The sequence below is a fragment of the Paenibacillus sp. HGF5 genome, from assembly GCF_000204455.1.
GTDB lineage: Bacteria > Bacillota > Bacilli > Paenibacillales > Paenibacillaceae > Paenibacillus_AQ > Paenibacillus_AQ lautus_A.
In genome coordinates, this window is record NZ_AEXS01000066.1 from 19,974 (window position 1) to 38,527 (window position 18,554).

The window sequence follows — 18,554 nt, forward strand, 5'->3', positions numbered from 1 at the left end:
GTACTCAATAAACAGAACTCTCCAGACTCGGAGAGTTCTTTCTATGTTATCCATATACTTCGCCCATATCGACAGTACATTGGTATTTCCCCTGGTAGACGCTAGTGCGTCGATTCCGTTTGCGTATCAACTCAGCGTTAGATTAGCCAATCGTCGTATCTCATCGCTTAACCTTCGATTGACGGGATACCCTTCTTCTATGAAATTTAAAATGCGAAGTGCCGATTCGGGAACATGATCATATCCCTGTATCATGTCTCCAATGATTTCCGCAAAACGGGGGTATCTCCTCTCTAACCGCCTCTCATTGCCGAATGGGTCGGGATAGTAGTCCACCTCTTGCTCCAGCAGATGGAGCACGGATAGAATCCTGTCCACTGCGTATCCTTGAACAAACCTCGCCGCGGATAGACGCTCTCCCCTAGCATAGCGACCGAGCCCCACGTATAGATTTGTTAAGGCTTCATTCAAAGGAAAGTCCAAGGAATCCACTTTTAGGCTGGGGACCGGGTTGGAAGGTTTGGCGATTGCCGTATTGGCATACATGGGGTCCTTCCAAATGACCCGGCCTTCCGTATAGGTGGCGTTCGCCAGCTCCCATTCCTCGAATACAGCATATTCCCCGAAAATACCGTCCTCGAACAGTACTTTGTAGCCAATATCCGAATTCTTAAACGAATAGGCAAGAGGGTGTACGTCCTCGAGCCAATCCAACCGGTCTATATATCTGTTTTTCTCTCCGGGCTTTACAATGACAAAGAAGTCTAAATCCGAATATTCATCCAACCGTTCTGTCTCGACCCCAACGGAACCGACTCCTAATAATAAAAGAGCTCCCCCTTTGCGTTCGAGCGACATGCCGATCTCGCCCAGCCGCTGTAACAGCGATTCTGTTCTCAACATTACGAATCCTCCCCTGGTTTTGGAATGCAAAAAGGGTCCAACCCACTTCTCAGCGAGGTTGAACCCGAAGGTTGCATTGCCTTTATTATCCTACCGTGAAATTATCACGTATACTTATTGCTGTCAATCGAAAAACTTGCCGTTACTTGTGATGAGGTTCAGCTTAACGGGTCTATCGGCGAAAAGTTATTCTCCGATCACTGCCGCCCGATACACATGAGTTGAGTTGCCATCTGAAATACGATGTCATTAAAGTACGGTAATCCACTTTCAAAAATGGCTTTCAAATAGTCACCCTCAATCCTGCCAAAAGGCTATCCCTGCAGCAACTCGTCCCGCGCTTCGGTCAGCGCGAACCCCAGCAGGTTTCGGCCCCGCCATTTCACGGGATTCTCCGCATCCGGATTGGACTGGCCCATGCCGATCCCCCATATTCGGTCCCGCGGGCTTGCTTCGACGAGGATGCGGTTCTTCGTCGACTTGAGATAATCGCCGAGCTCCGGATTCTGCGAAAACTTGGCCAAGCTGGCTCTTTTGACGATGCCGTAGCATTCCTTGTCCCAAGTATCCTTGTCAAAGTTTCGGACCGCGCGCCCATAAGCCTTCATCTCCTTGGGATGCTTAGCCGTAAGGATCGACTCCAGCATTTCGTTGTCGCCGAACAGCCTTGCCTTCTCGGCCATCATAAACTGCTCGGCACAGGAATACTCCGTTCCCTCTACCGTGAACGGGCACATCCACCACTGGCTGAAGCAGCTTTTGTCGACGCTCCCGTCCTTAGGCGGCGTATGGCCCCAAAAGAATATATACTTGAACGTTTTTCCTTCGTTATAAGCTTTTCTTAGCTCATCGAGATTGTAAATCATCCTTTAATCCTCCAGTTTTCTCCGATACAACCGGGATGGCCGATGTCCCGCATTTTCGGTGTAATGATCGGTCTCCGCCACGAGATCGGCCACCTTGCGCCGGAAGGCCGCCTTCAATAGCTCTTTATCCATAATAACCTCATAAACCTGCTGCAGTTCCGTCAAGGTAAAAAGCTTTGGCATTAAGTGCAGCGCAATATCGGTATAATTCACTTTTCCCCGCAGCCGCTCGATCGCGCATGCTATAATCTTTACATGGTCGAAGGCCAATCCGTCATTCGATACGATCTTATACTCCGTGCTAGTCGATGTCGTCTTCACGGTCAACGTTCTGGCCACGACCGCCGAAAGCTCCTCTTCACCGCTTAGCTTGAGTTCATACTCCAGCGTCTTGACGTATCCGTCCTCCATCAACTCTTTCTGCTCCCGCAGCAGCCGATAGGAGACCTTGAACCAAGAAGCGTCGGCCGCATCGTCTCCCGCTCTAAGCTCCAACTTGTCGCTGTTGATCAGAGCCATGTAGCTGCAGCTCATCACCCAGGTTCGGGGATCTCGCCCGATATCGCTGAACGTATACAACTGCTCCAAATAAACGTCGTCCACGCCGGTTTCCTCACGCAATTCCCTTGCAGCGGCCTGCTCAGTCGTCTCGCTCGGCTGGACAAAGCCGCCAGGCAGCGCCCATTTACCCAGGAAGGGGTGACCTCCCCGGCGGATGAGCAGGATGCGGAGCTCTTTTTCCGGTAATTTGCGATAACTGTCAGCCTCCTCATCCGTAACCGTGAAGATCACCATATCGGCTGCCACCGAAGGCCGCTCGTAATCTCCTGCCCGGTACTGCTCCAAAAATTCGCGTTCCGTAAGCCCGTTCCGATCCAACAAATCCATTGGGGGCGCCTCCTTATTTTTTGATTCTAATGAGCTGTGGTTATGGGTTCATTTTACTCCCTGCCTGCATCGAATTCTAACCGTTCAGCTCCCCGAAATAGTTTCGATAGGGCTCGAACTTTGCCAGCACCTCGTCTACCTTGCGCATGCGTTCCTCCAAGCTCCCCCGCAGCGTAATGTAGGGAATTCGCCGCTCCTTCAAATCCGCGATGATCTGTTTATGAAAAACATGCCGCTTCTGATCCCCGCTTCGATCCCACGTATCGTCGTAAGGAATATCATCGTCGCACAAGAAGAACAGATCGTAGCGCTGCGCGTTCTCCAGAGCAATTCGGGTCAATAGCTCCGGGACCCGACCGTGGTAATCCAAGGCGAACATATATGTCGTAATCGCATTGGTATCAACGAACAGGAATCGATTCGCCGCAAGCAAAGCCTGCTCTTCACGCTCGATATGACCCACTGCGATTTCATCGAACGCCTCTAGGCCGATTCTGCGGTCCACCTGATGCTCGGTCCAGTAATCGCGTCCGTATTCGCTCGCGTAGGTCGTGTTATACCGTCTTGCCAGCGCTTCGGTGATCGTCGACTTTCCCGTCGACATCGCCCCAACAAATACCACCTTCGTGATTAAGTCCCGGTACACGATATCACTTATGAACTCCCTATATTTATATGGGTTGGAACGGATCATCGTTGCAGAGATTGGAACCCGCTCCCGGGCTTCATCGACCCGCCGGTCGACCGAGCCCAAAGCGAGACTCATATGCCTGCCGTAAAATTCGCTCGAGTAAAAATGCGTGACTTGCTCGCCGTTCAGTAAACCGAGTATATACTGTTCTTCCCGAATCTCATGCGCTCTGTCATTCGAATACCCGTCCGGTCCGTCCCAAGCTTCGATGACCCGGACTGCCGGGTATAGTCGCCGTATCCAATTCGCCCGGATATGAAGCGGGATCGGAGTGACCGTCGTCTCGTAAATGACCACGATCAACTCATCGACCTCTTGCAGCGCCGTTTCGATCATGAACTGATGCCCTTTATGCAGCGGGGCAAACTTCCCCAGCGTTAATCCGAGCGTTTTCATGCCGCCACCTCCCTGGCCCCTTTGTTCCAATTGTAATAGCCGTATACCGCATTGACCAAATACGCGCTCCACATGACGATCATCAGCATGCCTTCGCTGCTGCCCTCCAGCAATCGAATCGCCCACAGCAGCACCGTAAACAAATTCAACACAATATAGACCAGCCATTGCTCCTTGAATCTGCGGACCATTAAGAAGGTGGCTACAACGGACAGCACCGTCGTAGTCGCATCGATGTAAGGCGAGTTCTGTCCCGGGATGAACGAAAGCCCATATCCCAGCAGCAAACAGCCTAATACGCAGACCGCCCCAACGAGAAGCAGACCTCTAAGCTCCATTTGACGCATGATCAGCTTGCCGTCTTGGCGGTTATTTTTCCACATGTAGAAGCCAATGACGTTCATCGGAACGAAGAATAGCAGATTCAGCATGACCTCTCCAAACAACCCGTTAATATAGGCGAGATAAGCGTAACCGACGGTATTGTACATGCCGAAAACATAGCTCATCAGGTTGCCCTTCGCCGCAAGCACCACGCATAGCACCCCGGTAATAAAAACGGTAAATCCGAATAAAGAGTCCTTTGAAATCACCGTAAACCCGACAGCAATCGAGGTAAACAGCGCCAACCAAGCTATTTCGAACAGGTTCCAGCCACTCGCAACCTTCTTCACATTGCATCCCCTCCGTCTTCTCCACTGAGTTTACAGAACGAAAACGCCTAATCAAACTTAGTATCATTTTGTTAATAACATTTTGTTACTATCAAAATAACAGAAAAGCCCGCGTAGGGCAAGTGAAATCTCCCCATTTATCGGAGGCTTGATCTTTTAGCTTCTGTAGTCCCTTCAACAAATAGCGAAAATCATGGGAGAGGACGAACACCACTTGTTACAACGCGGAATATACAAATGAATAGGCACTTATCCCAATCATGCTGTACACTTTGCGAATCGGAATAAGGTACAAAGGAGTGTTTAGGTTGGTAGTAAAATCATCTCACTATTTTGCCCACGGCAACACTGCACGCGGGGCTCATTTCTTGTATAACTCCGCATTTGATGGGCTGAACAAGATTTTTGTCCTTACGGGGCCCCAAGGCACAGGGAAATCGACGGTCATTCAAAGCTTGGCGGATAGCCTGCTGGATCAAGGCTTGCATGTGCAATGCTTCCACTCCCCTCTCCGTCCCGACGAGCTGGATGGCATTATTTTTACGGAATTGAAGGTTGGTATTGTCGACGGGCGGGTCTGCAAGGGGATTTCGGATAGCGGGGCCGGGGAAATCGTCTTTATTCATTTCGAGGAAGCGTTTAATAACAGCCTTATTTTACCGAGAGACTTCATAACGATAGAAGATCTTAGTGGCAAGCTTGAGAGAGCCTATTCAAATGCGTATGAAACGTTCGCAACGGCATTGCGGATTCATGACGAGTGGGAAAAATTTTATATCGATAACATGGATTTCTCGAAGGCCGACCAGATTGCGCAGGAGTTGATTCAAGAATTATACGCCGGTCATGAAAGCGATACGCCAACCGCTCCGCGTCACTTATTTTTTGGAGCTGCGACTCCGAGGGGGGCACTCGATTTTATTCAAAGCTTGACCGCTCAGCTGGAAAGACGGATTTTCATCAAAGGAAGGGCGGGATCCGGCAAATCGACGCTGCTGAAAAAGCTTGCCTCCGCTGCCGAACAGAAAGGAATCGACGTTCAAGTGTTTCATTGCGGCTTTGATCCGAACAGTCTGGATATGCTGATATTCCCGGAGCTTCGAACAGCGATCTTCGACAGTACCGCTCCGCATGAATACTTTCCGGATCGGGACGGGGATGAGATCCTGGATATGTATATACGGACTATAGCTCCTGGAACAGATGAAGCCCACGCTGCCGAAATAGCCGGTATCAAAGCACGCTATTCGGCAAAAATGAAAGAGGCCACCTCCCATCTGGCAGAAGCCGAAGCCATCGATTCTCAAATTAAGGCCTACTATGTTGCGGCCACCGATTTTTCGATCGTAGAGAAATTTCACCTGCAATTACAGTCCGAATTGAATGAACTGATCGGCTCCATTCAGCTTTCATAGTAAGATACCACCCAAAAGCGTCAAGGACATTGAAATGTTCCTTGACGCTTCAATGAATGTGTTCAAACCCACATACGATATAACATACTTACAGCCTAGTTCCTCCGGTAGCATCAATAAATTGCCCCGTGATCCATCGCGCCTCCTCAGATGCTACAAACGCAACTACATCAGCAACGTCTTTAGTGGTGCCAACTCTCCCGAATGCAGACATTGAAGCTGCTTCAGCATGAGCTTCTGGGTTTGCGAGCCAATCCTTGTTCATGTCAGTAGCCGTAGTTCCCGGCCTTACTGCGTTAACAGTAATACCTTTTGCTGCATAAAGTGGAGCTAATGCCAAAGTAAGTGTCTCAATGGCTCCCTTGGAAGCCGAATAAATGGAATGCGTTGGACCGGCAACACGAGTAAAGCCAGTAGAAATGTTAATGATTCGTCCACCGTTCCGTATAAACGGACCAGCTGCTTGAGTAATAAAGTATGGAGCTTTAAGATTAACATTAATGACATCTTCAAACGTTTCAATTGACGTTTCTTCAAAAGGAATGGCCGGTGCAATACCTGCGTTATTGATTAAGATGTCCAATTGCACAGATCCGATTTCCGAGCGAACAGCATCTTCAAATGCGGCCCAAAGCTTTTTTACACCGGAAATACCAGTGGTTAATTCTGCTTCCAGAGCCACAGCCTTTGAGCCCAGCGCCTTAATCTCTTCAACAACTTCTAATGCAGCATCCCTATTACTGGCGTAATGAACGCCTATAAATTCCGCTCCGCCGGCAGCTAATTTTTTGGCTATTTCAGCGCCCATCCCACGACTTGCCCCTGTAATCAAAGCAACCTTACCACTGAATCTTCCTTCATTTGTCGACATATAATCTACTCCTTATAAGAGAATTTAAATGATATTTTGGTTAAAACTTCTCAGCGCGGGTTTAAAATTATTTAGCTGGCGGTACCCCCATGTTGTAAATAAATCTTCGCTTAATCCATCAATGTTTCTACATAAAAAGAACCCCCTTTAACGTTTTCTGTATGAAAAAGAATCTCTATGCACGTCGCTGGACAACCTCGATCTGTGATCCAATTAAATAACGACCATTACGTTAAATTATATTATACCCTCTTATTTCCATTGTCAATATCATAATGAACATTACGTTAAATGGTGTTGTACATTTTGATGCACACTGTCATTCGTTCCTTTACAGGGGCGTCAGGCAGCGTCACGTTAGGACGATGCGCCGCGCTCTGACGAGATAGATCATCAGCGCAGGCCGGGTATGGCGCCTGATACGTGACACTAGATCCAGACGGCCGAGATTTTGGCCGATCGTGCGCTGACGCAGAACCCCGGTGGATTGGCAGCATTCTGTAACGTGTGTTATGATAACGTGGAGTAAATGAAATTTTGGATAGGAACCGTTTTAATATCGATCGTTATAAAAAAAGTTGAGGTGATCTGACTGATGGGACGTAACCGCGAATTCGATGTGGATCAGGCATTGGACGCAGCGCTTTGCGTGTTTTGGCGCAAAGGCTACGAGGGCGCGTCGTACACTGACCTGACGCAGGCCACAGGTGTTGAACGCCCCGCGCTCTACTCGGCGTTTGGCAACAAGGAGGCATTGTTCCGCCGAGTTCTTGAGCGCTATTACGAGCACTATCATGATTTCTTCCCGGCGGCGCTGGAGCTGCCGACCTCGCGGGAGGTGGTCGCACACATCTTTCGCGGTGCGGCCGAATTGCAAACTCGTTACCCGGATCACAAGGGGTGTCTATATGTCCACGGTGACTTGGCTGGCTCGGACGATGCCGAACCTATTCGACGTGCACTGATCGATGCCCGTGCGGACGGAGAGGCTTCGCTGCGTGATCGTTTCGAGCGGGCAAAGCAGGAGGGAGATCTGCCGGAGACCGCAAACTGTGCTGCGCTAGCTGCATTCGTGATGGCTGTGCTCCACGGTATGGCCGTTCAAGCCAAGGCCGGCTTCAGCCGCAATATGCTAGAGGCTGTTGCCGAGCAGGCGCTCTCCACCTGGCCTGCCGGCAAATCCACTCCTTCCACAAAGTCTTCCTAAACCTTAGCGCAGAGGAATATCGTTATATAAACACGCAAGGTTGGCTCCCATGAACCCGAAGTCTCTGCAATCGGAAACAGTGCCATGGGGTTCCATCGAGTATATGGCTCCGCCGATGAACAGGACGGACTAAAAACCATTCACTAGCTTAGCAAGGAAATACAAAAAGGCTACCCAATAAGTGGGAGCCTCTTAACGCTCTTTCATAACGGCTTATAATAGAAGACTCAGCTTATAATTGAGCGATAGGTACAGGGGTAGCGGATAGGTGATTTGCTATTGGACGTGGTTTCTCTGGAGCAGCAAGCTAAATAATGAACTCTTTTGCTCATCGAGCTAACTTTTGATGAGAACGTTGAGGAGTACTTTTAAGCCATTGACCCCTCTATTGATGAAACAGAGAGGTCTTTTTGTGTTCCTAACTTATACAATATGTAGTTCTTGATTGCAGTCTAGAAGTTGTACCTATTGTATTAAGTATGACGAAATGACACATTTTGCCGGGAAAGCACAGAATTGTCGAGAGAAAATCAAATATTTTACGAGGTGTCTGAAATGACTGAAAAAGAAAAATCACATGCTGGCTTGTTGTACCAACCTAATGACCCAGAGCTTGTTGCGGACCGTGATGTCACTGTGAAGAAACTGTACGACTATAACAATCTGCACCCACTGGAGCGCGATTTACGACGTGCCGCTATACGCGAATTGCTCGGTAAAGTCGGCGAAAATTGTGTTGTGGAGCAGCAGCTTTTTTGTACTTATGGGTATAATACCACGCTGGGCAATAATTGCTTCATTAATCTCAACTGCAAACTTATGGACAGCGGATTCATTACGATTGGAGACAACGTATTTATCGCCCCCAATGTTTGTATCATAACGGAAAATCACGCGATGGATGTGGAGCAACGTTTGGCGGGACTAGAATACACAGCTCCTGTCAAGATTGGCGACAATGTCTGGATCGGTGCTGGAGCCATCATATTGCCAGGCGTAACGATCGGCGCGAATAGTGTAATCGGTGCAGGCAGTGTTGTTACTAAGGATATTCCGCCGAACACTTTGGCTGTCGGCAACCCTTGTACGGCAATCCGCTCACTTTAATTGTCACACAGACTTTATTATGCCGCATAGTTTTAGTTGAGCCTTTGTGGCATAAGGTGAAGTAGATACTTGATAAGAATCAGTGCTAGTAAGGAGGGAGGGCGTACACACTCCCTCCTATTTTCGCCCTATTTGTGATACGGTTCCCCCCGATTAATCTTCACCGCCCGGTAAATCTGCTCCACCAGCACCAGACGCATCAACTGGTGCGGCAGGGTCATCCGTCCGAAGCTGAGCTTCGTCTGGGCACGCTTCAGGACGTCCTCGGAGAGGCCGTTAGAGCCGCCGATGACAAAAGCCACGCTGCTGGTCCCGTACGTGCCCAGCTTGTCCATATGGGCCGCCAGGTCCTCGCTGGACCACAGCTGGCCGCCGATCGCCAGGGCGATGACATGGGTGTCGGGCTTGATATGGCCGAGAATGCCGGCGCCCTCCTTCTCCTGCACTTGACGCATCTCCGCTTCACTCATGTTCTCCGGCGCCTTCTCATCCGGCACCTCGTGCACGGTCAGGCGCACATACGGCGCAAGACGCTTGCTGTACTCCGCAATGCCCTGAACCAGGTACTTCTCCTTCAACTTGCCTACGCATACAATCTGTATATTCATGGCGCTGTTTCGCTCCTTAAACTCGACTTTATGACGTTCATTCTAACATGGTGCCACTGCCAATTAAAGGACATACCATACGCATCCCACCTCCTAAAAGAGCGCTCACCCTCATTCGATTCCACTAAACTCAAGCCGCATATTAAAAAAGAGCCCTCTCCAACGGGAGCGACTCTTCTTCACTTCCTATCTATTTTAAAATGACCGGCAGCTCTTTCAGCGCAAACATCATCGTGCTGTCCATCCGTGCCAGCTCTACGGAGCGGTCCCGACGGTATTCGGGGTAACGGTCCAGCAAGGTCTGGAGGGCGATTCGGGACTCCATGCGGGCTAACTGAGAGCCCATGCAGTAGTGGATGCCGCTGCCCAGACCCAAGTGAGGGTTCGGATTCCGATGGATGTTGAATACGTCCGGCTGATCAAACACATCCTCGTCATGGTTGGCCGAGGCCATCCAGATATAAACGAACTGTCCCTGCTTCAGCTCCTGCCCCCGCAGCACCGTGTCCTGCTTCACGCTGCGGAACATCAGCTGAACGGGCGAGAAATAGCGGAAGACTTCCTCGATGGCCCCAGGAAGCAGCGCTGAATCTCCAAGCACCTCTGCACGGACCTCAGGCAGACTGTCGAAGGCGAGCACGGCCGAAGAGATCAGGTTGGTCGTCGTTTCGTTGCCGGCTACGAGAAGGAGAATGCAGAACCCGATAATCTCCAGTTCGGTCAGGTGTTCATTGTCGATGCGGGCCTCGACCAGCTTCGTGATCAGATCGTCCTGCGGATGCCGGCGACGGTCCTCTGCGATCTCGGAGAAGTATTCGCTCATCTCGCGCTGGCATTGGTAATAGGCATCGGGATTGTCGCCCACCAGAGCATCCGACCAGGCCTTGAACCGTTCCCGGTACTCCATCGATACGCCGAGCATTTCCGCGATCACCGTGATCGGTAACGGACTTGCGAGATCAGCCACGATATCCATCTTCCCCTTCTTCTCCGCTTCGTCCAACAGGGAGGTCGTGATCTCCTGGATCTTGGGGGCAAGCGATTCGATCATGCGAGGCGTAAAAGCATGGGATACCAGCTTGCGCAGCTGGCGGTGCTTGGGCGGATCCTGCCGCAGCACACTGGATTCAATAGGGTCATCGGAGGATGAAGAGCCCTGGGAAGAGAACACTTCGTAATTCGTGAAGACCGCTTTGACATCCTCGTATTTAAATACGTTCCAGGCTCCGCCACCATCAATGGCCGCCACCGGAGATTCCGTCCGCATCTGGCGGAACCATTCCAGCGGAAGTAAACCGTTCTTATTCCATTCCATGCTTAACACCTTCGCTTTCCTCATCAAATTTGAACTGACTGGTCAGTTATACACATGTAAAAAAAGAAGGCCTTGCTTATTCTAGCGATATAAACAGGCCTTGGGTAATCATCGTGAATGCAAACTGCTCCAGATCCTGGCGCGAATACCGATCTTGATGATTCAAGTAGTAATTGCAAGTGCTCTCCAGCGTACCGACGATGCTGGCAGCGGCCAGGTTGGGATCCACGGCACGGCACAGGTTCTCCTCACACTGTCCTTCCTCAATCATGCTTGCCAGAAAGCTTAAATAATTCCGCTTAAGCTCCTTTAACTCATCCAGGACATCCTGCTCGATACCGTTCGAAATCTCATTGAATACGATATGCGAGAAATGTCGGGATTCCAGAAACAAATCCAGATGATGGCGAATCGTCCGCTCAATCTTCTCCTTCATCGGCAGCGAGGAATTCAGATCCGCTTCCGTCCGTTGCATGATATCCTCAAAGCCCTGCTTCACCACCGTCTTGAAGAGCTGGGATTTGCCCGGGAAGTTGTAGTACAGTGTCCCCTTGGCAACCTGGGCGCGGGCGGCAATCTCGTCCATGCTTGCGCGGTGGTATCCGTTCTCGGAGAATACTTCAATGGCTGCTTGGATAATTTTTTCTTTGCTCACAATAGGGTCGGCCCCTTCACAGCTAAATTTAGTTCACCGTTCTTATTCTGACTGGTCAGTTCAAAAATAAGATACCATGCTGGCAAAAATTAGTCAACGGATACGCTTTTCCTCCATATGAATGTTGGATTCATATCTCGATCTATTTCGATTCTTAGGTTTATTTCCGTGGTATCCTATACATATGGACAAATACGGTGTATATTTCAACAGGGCTGGTAAAGAATCAGCATATAGGGATAAGAATATAGTGTAACGGAGTGATGGGTTGAGTAAATCCAAGGGCAAGGGCGGAACAGGCAGAGGCACAGGCAAGAAAGGCTGGAGCCGATGGGATGCAAGCGCAAGAAGAGCCAAGAGTAAACCCAAACCTTATACCAGTAAAGGGACCAAGCAGGCAAACAATACAGAAGACGCCGGTAATCATAAGGGTACCCCATAATGAACATATGGTTTTATGAACCCCTGACACAACTATGAAGGAGATGAACGGATTGGACAATCAAGAAGTTTTGACGGACATGCCGTCGAATTATGAGGAACTGAAAAGCTCCGCCAACCGAAACGCCAATTGGAGAGAACGCTTAAATGCCGTTGAAGAGCTGGGAAATTGGAAAAATCAGAAATCCATCGATATTTTGCTGCATAGACTGAATACGGATGCGGTTCACCAAGTGAGGGAGGCAGCCTATCATAAACTCCGGGCCTTTGGCGAGGACGTGCAGATGCCCGATAGACGTAAAGGCGAGCTGATGAAGGACGTTTCGAAGGTGCTCCTGCGCATCAAAAAAAGCCTTCCCCGTGACCACACGTATGAAGACTTCAAAGAGAAACTGAAGAAGATGAGAATCGACATCTACGATACGTACGAGGGCGACAAAGGGGAAGAATTCGACAGCTGGCTGGAGCAAACCTGGTCTTCACTGTTAAGAAGATAACGGTGCACCCAGCCTTCCGGATGCTAACCATGTATATGAGAATTCCGGTTATGTTATACTGAACACAAATATTAATTTATAGGAGTGGTACTCTGAGAAAGCAAAAGCCCATGTCGTTTGATGATCTGCTGAAGGAATTGCAAGGCCAAAAATCGGTACAGGAGGATCCGGATAACATCTCTCTGGAAAAGCTGTTCAATGAATCGTTTATGCGTAAGCATTCATCCCATAGCAGCTTTGGGGATTTTGTCGTAAAAGGCAACTTCCAAGTGGAAACGCACGAAGATATCGATAACATTCCGGACGAACTGTTTGACCGTCATGTTTCCAGAGAAACCGATTTCCCGGATTGGAAATCGATGCTGGAGCAGGCCAAAGCCGATCATGCGGCTGCCATGAAGTAAATAATGATAAATATCGCTGCTATGACGCAGCTATGATCAGGGGCCGAAGGCCCCTTTTTCTATTCCATCCGTTTAAAGTGGTATGCATTCGACATTAACTTGCTTACTTCGACTCGGACTTGGATTCCGATTCCGATCCTGTCTCGGCCTTCTCTCTGAATTTCTTATAAAGCTTTGTAATATTCGCCGTATTGATCTCGATGTTGTGCTCGTAAGCGTACTTCACTGCATATCCAAGCGCCAAGGTTGTAGCACCCGCTACCGTCGCTCCGGCGACCGATCCCGCGCCAGGGAACACCTTCACGATCTGCCGGAAAATGCTCTTCCCGATATTACCGAATATCGTGGCAATGACGAGCTCCTTCGCCGTCTCCTTGCTGATCGGCTTATTGTACAGCACCGCAAGCCGGGTAAGCAGACTCACTTGAATGCCGGTAATCGGAATGATATCCGATCCCGGAATGGGGGATGCGCCTACCGCTCCTGCCGAGATCGAGGCACCGATGATCCACCCGTTGGCGGTCGCCGACTTTTCCTTGATGCTTTTGGCAAAGAGGATGTCTTTAGACTTTTTTTTAAGTATCTCCAGAATGCTGCTCCGCAGCCGATCGATGTTCTGGCCCGTCCGTGAGGACACCGGCACAACCTCATAGCGCCCTTCGGTCTCCTTCCGGATACGCGCCACTAGGCGATCGATTTCATCCGCGGCGTCGATTTTGTTCAGCACGATCAGAATGTTCGAGTTGACGCTTTGAATTTTGTCAAACGACTTCTTCTCCGCCTCCGAGAAGACGGTGCCTGCAGCGTTCAGAAAGAACAGCACGATATCCGCCTGTTTATAGTAATTCAAGGTCACCTCCGAATTGGCGGTGTTCACATCATTCAGTCCGGGTGTATCGATAAAGGATATATGGTCCTTGTACTTGTGCGGATGAATCACCGTCGTTTCCCCGGGCTCGGCCCCGACGCCAGCCACCTCTTCGCCCACGATCCGGTTCATGGTGGAAGACTTGCCCGTATTCACGTCGCCAATCAGTGCAATGAGGATTTCCTGCTTCAGCTGGCGGTTGATTTCATCCATTTCCTTCTCGTAGGCCTCATCGGCTGCCCGCTTGATCTCTTCTTCCCAAGCTTTTCCGTAATCATCCATGTCTGATCGTCTCCATTCACGATAGGTTTTCGCGCCTCCGTGCAATCTATACATTCATCATACACTACGCAGGACTGTCCACCGAAGCTGCGTTTCTTCGATTCCCTTCATGATTCTCTTAAACAAAAAAAGCGTGAATTCATCACGCTTTCCCATTCGCATTATTTATTGAATTAAAAAGTTCACATTACACAATTAAAAATTCAGCATGCTTCTCGCACTCCGCGCACTTCACCGGTGGGTCCCAGTCCGAAAACTCGGTCTCCTTCAGATCAACAATATCCGGGGCATCCTCATATTCATCCACGAAATTTTCGATCGCTAGTTCCACATGTTCCTTGCATACGACGTACATTCTATGCATCCTTTCTATCTTTCGCCTCATGTTGTGTTTTCCTTCAAACCTGTATAGCCACTCTTCTGTTCTACCACACTCTACGAGAAAAAGAAATGTTTTTAACCCAATTGCCCATCCCCGCTGCATTTCAATCCACAAAAGCTTCCGATCCATCCATGGATTTCACATCCCAAGGCCTTCCGCCCAACTTAATTACAGGTGAGCAGCAAAAAAAGAGCGTGTTTCACGCTCTTCTTTCGCGGCCGTTTCAACGGCTCGTATCTAACCTTTTTCAATCTCTCTATATATGGATACTATTCCATGCTAACGATAATATATACCCGCTATTTGTTTCTATAAACAACGAACAAGCACATCTTTGCGGAAAAATGGTACACTCGCGGATTGTCCGCCAAGGGCAGCCTGCGTTATTCTCCAGGCTTCTCTTCCAGCTTGACCTTCAGCGACTGCAGCTTGCCGTCACGATAGAAGGTCACGTTCAGGTCTCCGCCCACCTTCGTGTTGTAGTACAGGTGCTTGCGGAGCTCGAGCGTCGTTGTAATCGGTTTGCCATCCAGCTTCACGATCACGTCGTTCAGCTGCAGACCGGCATCCAGCGCAGGGCCAAGCGCATCCAGCACGACCACGCCTTCGGTTACCGTCTTCGGCAGCTTGAGATCCTCCTTCTCCTTCTTGCTCAGCGGAGCATACGGATTGCTCAAGTCGACGGTGTATACGCCGAGATAAGGGCGGGCAATATGCCCCTTCAGCATCAGCTCGGTTACGACCTCCGTAATTTCGTTGACCGGAATCGCGAACCCGAGTCCTTCGACGCCGGTGTCGGCAATCTTCATCGTGTTGATGCCGATGACTTTACCGTTCAGGTCCACCAAAGCGCCTCCGCTGTTGCCCTCGTTAATGGCTGCGTCGGTCTGGATGACCTCCTGCTCCCAGTCGTAAATGCCGTCCTGGTTCAGGGATACCGGAATGATACGGTTGGTATAGCTGACAATCCCGGAGGTCAGCGTATCGCCCAAACCCAGCGGGTTGCCGATGGCGATTACCGTTTCGCCGAGACGAAGCTTGGAAGAGTCCCCAAACTCGGCAACCTCGCCGATGCCTTTGCTGTCAATCGACAGAACGGCAATATCGCTGACGTTGTCCGTGCCGACCAAGGTCGCTTTTTTCTTCTCGCCGCCTACCAGCACAACCTCCAGGGAATCGGCGCCTTCCACCACATGGTTATTCGTAATCACGAAGGCTTTGCCCTCGAGTTTCTTGAAGATGACGCCGGATCCAAGGGCATCCTCTTGCGAGCCGCCGAAATCTTCGCCGAAATCAAAATCATCGCCGAAGTCGAACCCTTCCGGAAGCTCGAAGTCACCCTCTTCCTCAGGCAGCGTTCCGGATTCCTCTTCCAGACCTTCACCCTCGATCCCTTCCTCTTCAGGCAGCGGTGTCTCTTTATGCGTCAATACGCTGACAACCGCAGGACGCACCTTCTGGGCAGCGCTAATAATTCGTTCATAAGGATCCCCATCCGACGTGGACAGCTGATGACTGCCATTGATCATGGTAATCGGTGACGACGTCGCAGGATGACCTGTAATGAAGCTGAACAGCATCACCGCAATCAAGGCGCTGCACACGGAACTGATCGCGGAAATCTGGAATGTGGATAAACCCTTCCTGCGGCGGGTGGACCGCCACTTCGTTCGCTCAGATCGGTCCTCGCTGGTATTTTTGCTCCGTCTGGAAATTTTAGTTGAATAGAAATCATCGTCAAACAATCCCATTGCGATCCCTCTCTCCCCTTGGTTGCTACGCGTCAAGATACTTTACCAGCTTCAGACCTACCGCCATTACCGACTGACCTACTAAAACCATCTTGTCGTCATAACAACCGCCTTGCACCGCATGTATCTATCTCTCTATGAATCGGCAGCGTGCCACCTGTTAAATATCTCTCTATTGTATGACTCTTCTGCGGCTCAAAAAGTTGCATTTTTGAGCTCTGTCTTTGAACTTTTAGTGAAATATCGCTCCTTATCCAATATTTGAACCCACAGCCAGAAATCTAGTTCCAGAAAAGGTATGTATTGACACCCGACCGTTCAAAAAAGACCCTGTATCCTTCTATTACCACAAACAGGGCGTTTTAAGCGCGAAACATCCGTTTTTTTCTAAAAAAGATGGGAATACCTGGGTCGTCTGCATTTGGCGTATATAAGCACCCCGTGCTCTAGTTCGTTGCTGGTGCTTAACCACAGCCCTCGGACCTTCCGGTGCTCCTATTGTACCACACGAACACAGGTTCACGTCAGCTTTCTTTGGTAAAAACAAATGCTAAATTGATGGCAATTTTAAGAGTCTGTGTAAAGAGAGATTTTACATTTGATCGTAGCGATTGTCCGGGTGAACACAATACCCTTGTATACGAGCCAGACAGCCAAAAGGTTCCATTTTTCGAGGATATTCCATGATCCCCTATTCCCTCATACCCGCAATCCTGGCAGCGGCAGCCCTTGATTCGTGCATTCCCCCTTTAAAGACTATACCGAAGAAATGTGTTAAGAAAATGGCAACAGAGTTGGTCTTTCAGGCCAAATATATTCATTTCGGAATGCCGTTGCCACAGCTCTCCGGCGACCCACACATCATTCCTATTTGGATTCACCGTCACTTATTCTTTCCTAAGCTCTCCGCTGCAAAAATACTTCCCCTTCCCCTCTGCAGTATGCCTGCAAACAAGGCTCACCTACCCTGTTTGACCTATCAAAAAAGCACATTGCCTGCGCAAGCCATAGGATTTCGACCTGCCCCTCCGTCTCCTGGCACTGGTTAGGTTATCCATTCATCTGCAGGTTGCCCGCAGGGAATGTTATAAAGGGGAAATCATATGCAAGGAGGGTTAAGGATGGCAAGAAGATCACGTCGGCACCGGAGTCCCGAAATGCAGCAGTTCATGACAAGCGTGATGCGAAACGAAGGCTATCAAGTCGACCCCCAGCGGCAGCAGGACGTCAAATATGAGGTGGCCAAATCACTCGGCGTGCCGTTGAAACCCGGCGACAATCGAGACCTGACCACCGAACAGGCAGGTAAAGTCGGCGGTGCCATCGGCGGTTCCATGGTTCGGGAAATGGTTCGTATGGCGCAAGAAAGCCTCAGCAAGCGTTAGAGACGATCCGTAACTCAGCATGTGATACGCCCGTAACAGCAAAACAGCCCCATGTCATCAATCATGACCGTGGGGCTGTTTTTTATAAAAATATCCATGTTAAGAATGCTAAATTCGTGTCAGGCAAACGGTCCGCCTAAACTATTCCCCGACTTTATCCCAAGGGGTCGGACGGTCATAATACGTATCGCACAATTTAAATTCGCTGTCCTTGAAGAAGCAGCCGCGGTCTTCCATCGTATCGCGTACGGTCATTCTTGCCAGGTCCATCATGTTATGATCCAGGCTGAGATGGGCCAGATACGTCCGTTTGGTATCGCCCGTCAGCAATTCGCTTAAAGCATCGCCTGCCGAATTATTCGACAAATGCCCCATATCGCCGAGAATTCGGCGCTTGGTATTCCACGGATACCGTCCCATCCGGAGCATCTCGATATCGTGATTGGCTTCCAGCACCAGCACATCCGATCCATCCAGCGCTTTCTTCACCTTGTCGCTGACATAACCGAGGTCCGTGGCAACGCCGAGCTTCTCGTCGCCGTCATAGAAGCAGTAACCGACCGGTGCCGCAGCGTCATGGGATATTTCAAACGGCTCCACCCGCAGCGTGCCAAAATCCTTGACCTCATGACTCTCCAGCACAATCCGGTTCTCTTCCGCAATCTTGCCCAGCGACTTGCTCATCGCTTCCCACGTCTTCTCATTCGCATAGATCGGCAGATTGTATTTGCGCGCCACCGCGCCAAGCCCCCGGATATGATCCGAATGCTCATGCGTGACCAGGATTCCGTCGATTTCTTCTCCCATCATTTCGCGTTCCTTCAACAGCTCATCGATGCGTCTTGCACTTAGGCCCGCATCAATCAGTAGTGTCGTATCCTCATTGCGGACAATGGTCGCATTGCCCGTCGAGCCGCTCGACAGCACGGAAAATGAAATCCCCATAGT

General features: G+C 49.9%; 20 protein-coding genes. 7 read left to right on the forward strand and 13 right to left on the reverse strand.

The window, feature by feature from the left end; genetic code table 11:
• Positions 1–126 precede the first annotated feature (126 nt).
• From HMPREF9412_RS10560 to pnuC, 5 genes are all read right to left on the reverse strand, one after another.
• Complete coding sequence (locus tag HMPREF9412_RS10560; protein WP_009591550.1) at positions 127–903, reverse strand: hypothetical protein; 777 nt, start codon at positions 901–903, stop codon at positions 127–129.
• Between the two features lie 314 nt (positions 904–1,217).
• The gene (locus HMPREF9412_RS10565) at positions 1,218–1,769 is read right to left on the reverse strand and encodes an NADAR family protein (RefSeq protein ID WP_009591480.1); all 552 of its coding nucleotides are present in this window, start codon (positions 1,767–1,769) and stop codon (positions 1,218–1,220) included.
• A gap of 3 nt (positions 1,770–1,772) precedes the next feature.
• On the reverse strand, positions 1,773–2,657 hold the full coding sequence (locus tag HMPREF9412_RS10570; protein WP_009591527.1) for an NUDIX hydrolase: 885 nt from the start codon (positions 2,655–2,657) through the stop codon (positions 1,773–1,775).
• Between the two features lie 76 nt (positions 2,658–2,733).
• A complete protein-coding gene (locus HMPREF9412_RS10575; RefSeq protein WP_009591520.1) occupies positions 2,734–3,744 on the reverse strand; it encodes an AAA family ATPase in 1,011 nt (336 codons plus the stop codon).
• A complete protein-coding gene (gene pnuC / locus HMPREF9412_RS10580; protein ID WP_009591497.1) occupies positions 3,741–4,418 on the reverse strand; it encodes a nicotinamide riboside transporter PnuC in 678 nt (225 codons plus the stop codon). The genes HMPREF9412_RS10575 and pnuC overlap by 4 nt, the downstream gene beginning before the upstream one ends.
• Positions 4,419–4,717: 299 nt before the next feature.
• Between pnuC and HMPREF9412_RS10585 the strand changes: the two genes are divergently transcribed.
• Positions 4,718–5,833: a PRK06851 family protein gene (locus tag HMPREF9412_RS10585; RefSeq protein WP_441295366.1), complete on the forward strand. Its 1,116-nt coding sequence runs from the start codon at positions 4,718–4,720 to the stop codon at positions 5,831–5,833.
• A gap of 88 nt (positions 5,834–5,921) precedes the next feature.
• Here HMPREF9412_RS10585 and HMPREF9412_RS10590 read toward each other — a convergent pair whose 3' ends face one another.
• Positions 5,922–6,704: an SDR family NAD(P)-dependent oxidoreductase gene (locus tag HMPREF9412_RS10590; protein WP_009591470.1), complete on the reverse strand. Its 783-nt coding sequence runs from the start codon at positions 6,702–6,704 to the stop codon at positions 5,922–5,924.
• Positions 6,705–7,299: 595 nt separating this feature from the next.
• Between HMPREF9412_RS10590 and HMPREF9412_RS10595 the strand changes: the two genes are divergently transcribed.
• Together HMPREF9412_RS10595 and HMPREF9412_RS10600 are read left to right on the forward strand one after the other, a co-directional pair.
• Positions 7,300–7,911, forward strand: a complete 612-nt coding sequence (locus HMPREF9412_RS10595; RefSeq protein ID WP_009591481.1) for a TetR/AcrR family transcriptional regulator — start codon at positions 7,300–7,302, stop codon at positions 7,909–7,911.
• Between the two features lie 555 nt (positions 7,912–8,466).
• Entirely contained in the window at positions 8,467–9,018 is a 552-nt protein-coding gene (locus HMPREF9412_RS10600) for a sugar O-acetyltransferase (RefSeq protein WP_036671893.1), read from the forward strand.
• Positions 9,019–9,146: 128 nt separating this feature from the next.
• Here HMPREF9412_RS10600 and rlmH read toward each other — a convergent pair whose 3' ends face one another.
• From rlmH to HMPREF9412_RS10615, 3 genes are all read right to left on the reverse strand, one after another.
• On the reverse strand, positions 9,147–9,626 hold the full coding sequence (rlmH, locus tag HMPREF9412_RS10605) for a 23S rRNA (pseudouridine(1915)-N(3))-methyltransferase RlmH (RefSeq protein ID WP_009591459.1): 480 nt from the start codon (positions 9,624–9,626) through the stop codon (positions 9,147–9,149).
• A 190-nt stretch (positions 9,627–9,816) separates the two neighbouring features.
• Positions 9,817–10,941, reverse strand: coding sequence for a cytochrome P450 (locus HMPREF9412_RS10610; protein WP_254664028.1), 1,125 nt, complete (start codon positions 10,939–10,941; stop codon positions 9,817–9,819).
• A 76-nt stretch (positions 10,942–11,017) separates the two neighbouring features.
• Positions 11,018–11,596 carry a TetR/AcrR family transcriptional regulator gene (locus HMPREF9412_RS10615; RefSeq protein WP_009591502.1) on the reverse strand — a complete coding sequence of 193 codons (579 nt, stop codon included), beginning with the start codon at positions 11,594–11,596 and terminating at the stop codon, positions 11,018–11,020.
• A gap of 268 nt (positions 11,597–11,864) precedes the next feature.
• Between HMPREF9412_RS10615 and HMPREF9412_RS32020 the strand changes: the two genes are divergently transcribed.
• From HMPREF9412_RS32020 to HMPREF9412_RS10625, 3 genes are all read left to right on the forward strand, one after another.
• On the forward strand, positions 11,865–12,038 hold the full coding sequence (locus HMPREF9412_RS32020; RefSeq protein WP_009591458.1) for a DUF3934 family protein: 174 nt from the start codon (positions 11,865–11,867) through the stop codon (positions 12,036–12,038).
• Positions 12,039–12,090: 52 nt separating this feature from the next.
• Positions 12,091–12,534, forward strand: coding sequence for a HEAT repeat domain-containing protein (locus HMPREF9412_RS10620; RefSeq protein WP_083829918.1), 444 nt, complete (start codon positions 12,091–12,093; stop codon positions 12,532–12,534).
• Between the two features lie 110 nt (positions 12,535–12,644).
• Positions 12,645–12,938 (forward strand): hypothetical protein, encoded by a 294-nt coding sequence (locus HMPREF9412_RS10625; RefSeq protein WP_009591495.1) that lies wholly within the window; start codon positions 12,645–12,647, stop codon positions 12,936–12,938.
• Between the two features lie 103 nt (positions 12,939–13,041).
• Here HMPREF9412_RS10625 and HMPREF9412_RS10630 read toward each other — a convergent pair whose 3' ends face one another.
• The 3 genes from HMPREF9412_RS10630 to HMPREF9412_RS10640 all read right to left on the reverse strand — a co-directional run bounded on the left by HMPREF9412_RS10630 (position 13,042) and on the right by HMPREF9412_RS10640 (position 16,221).
• Entirely contained in the window at positions 13,042–14,088 is a 1,047-nt protein-coding gene (locus tag HMPREF9412_RS10630) for a GTPase (RefSeq protein ID WP_009591484.1), read from the reverse strand.
• A gap of 187 nt (positions 14,089–14,275) precedes the next feature.
• Positions 14,276–14,443 (reverse strand): CxxH/CxxC protein, encoded by a 168-nt coding sequence (locus HMPREF9412_RS32025; RefSeq protein ID WP_007129186.1) that lies wholly within the window; start codon positions 14,441–14,443, stop codon positions 14,276–14,278.
• Positions 14,444–14,853: 410 nt separating this feature from the next.
• Positions 14,854–16,221 carry a S1C family serine protease gene (locus HMPREF9412_RS10640; RefSeq protein WP_036671897.1) on the reverse strand — a complete coding sequence of 456 codons (1,368 nt, stop codon included), beginning with the start codon at positions 16,219–16,221 and terminating at the stop codon, positions 14,854–14,856.
• Positions 16,222–17,342: 1,121 nt separating this feature from the next.
• On the opposite strand from HMPREF9412_RS10640, the gene HMPREF9412_RS10650 reads away from it, so the two are divergent.
• Complete coding sequence (locus tag HMPREF9412_RS10650) at positions 17,343–17,606, forward strand: alpha/beta-type small acid-soluble spore protein (RefSeq protein ID WP_175320757.1); 264 nt, start codon at positions 17,343–17,345, stop codon at positions 17,604–17,606.
• 141 nt (positions 17,607–17,747) lie between these two features.
• On the opposite strand, the gene HMPREF9412_RS10655 is transcribed toward HMPREF9412_RS10650, so the two are convergent.
• Positions 17,748–18,551, reverse strand: coding sequence for an MBL fold metallo-hydrolase (locus tag HMPREF9412_RS10655; RefSeq protein WP_009591509.1), 804 nt, complete (start codon positions 18,549–18,551; stop codon positions 17,748–17,750).
• Positions 18,552–18,554 lie beyond the last annotated feature (3 nt).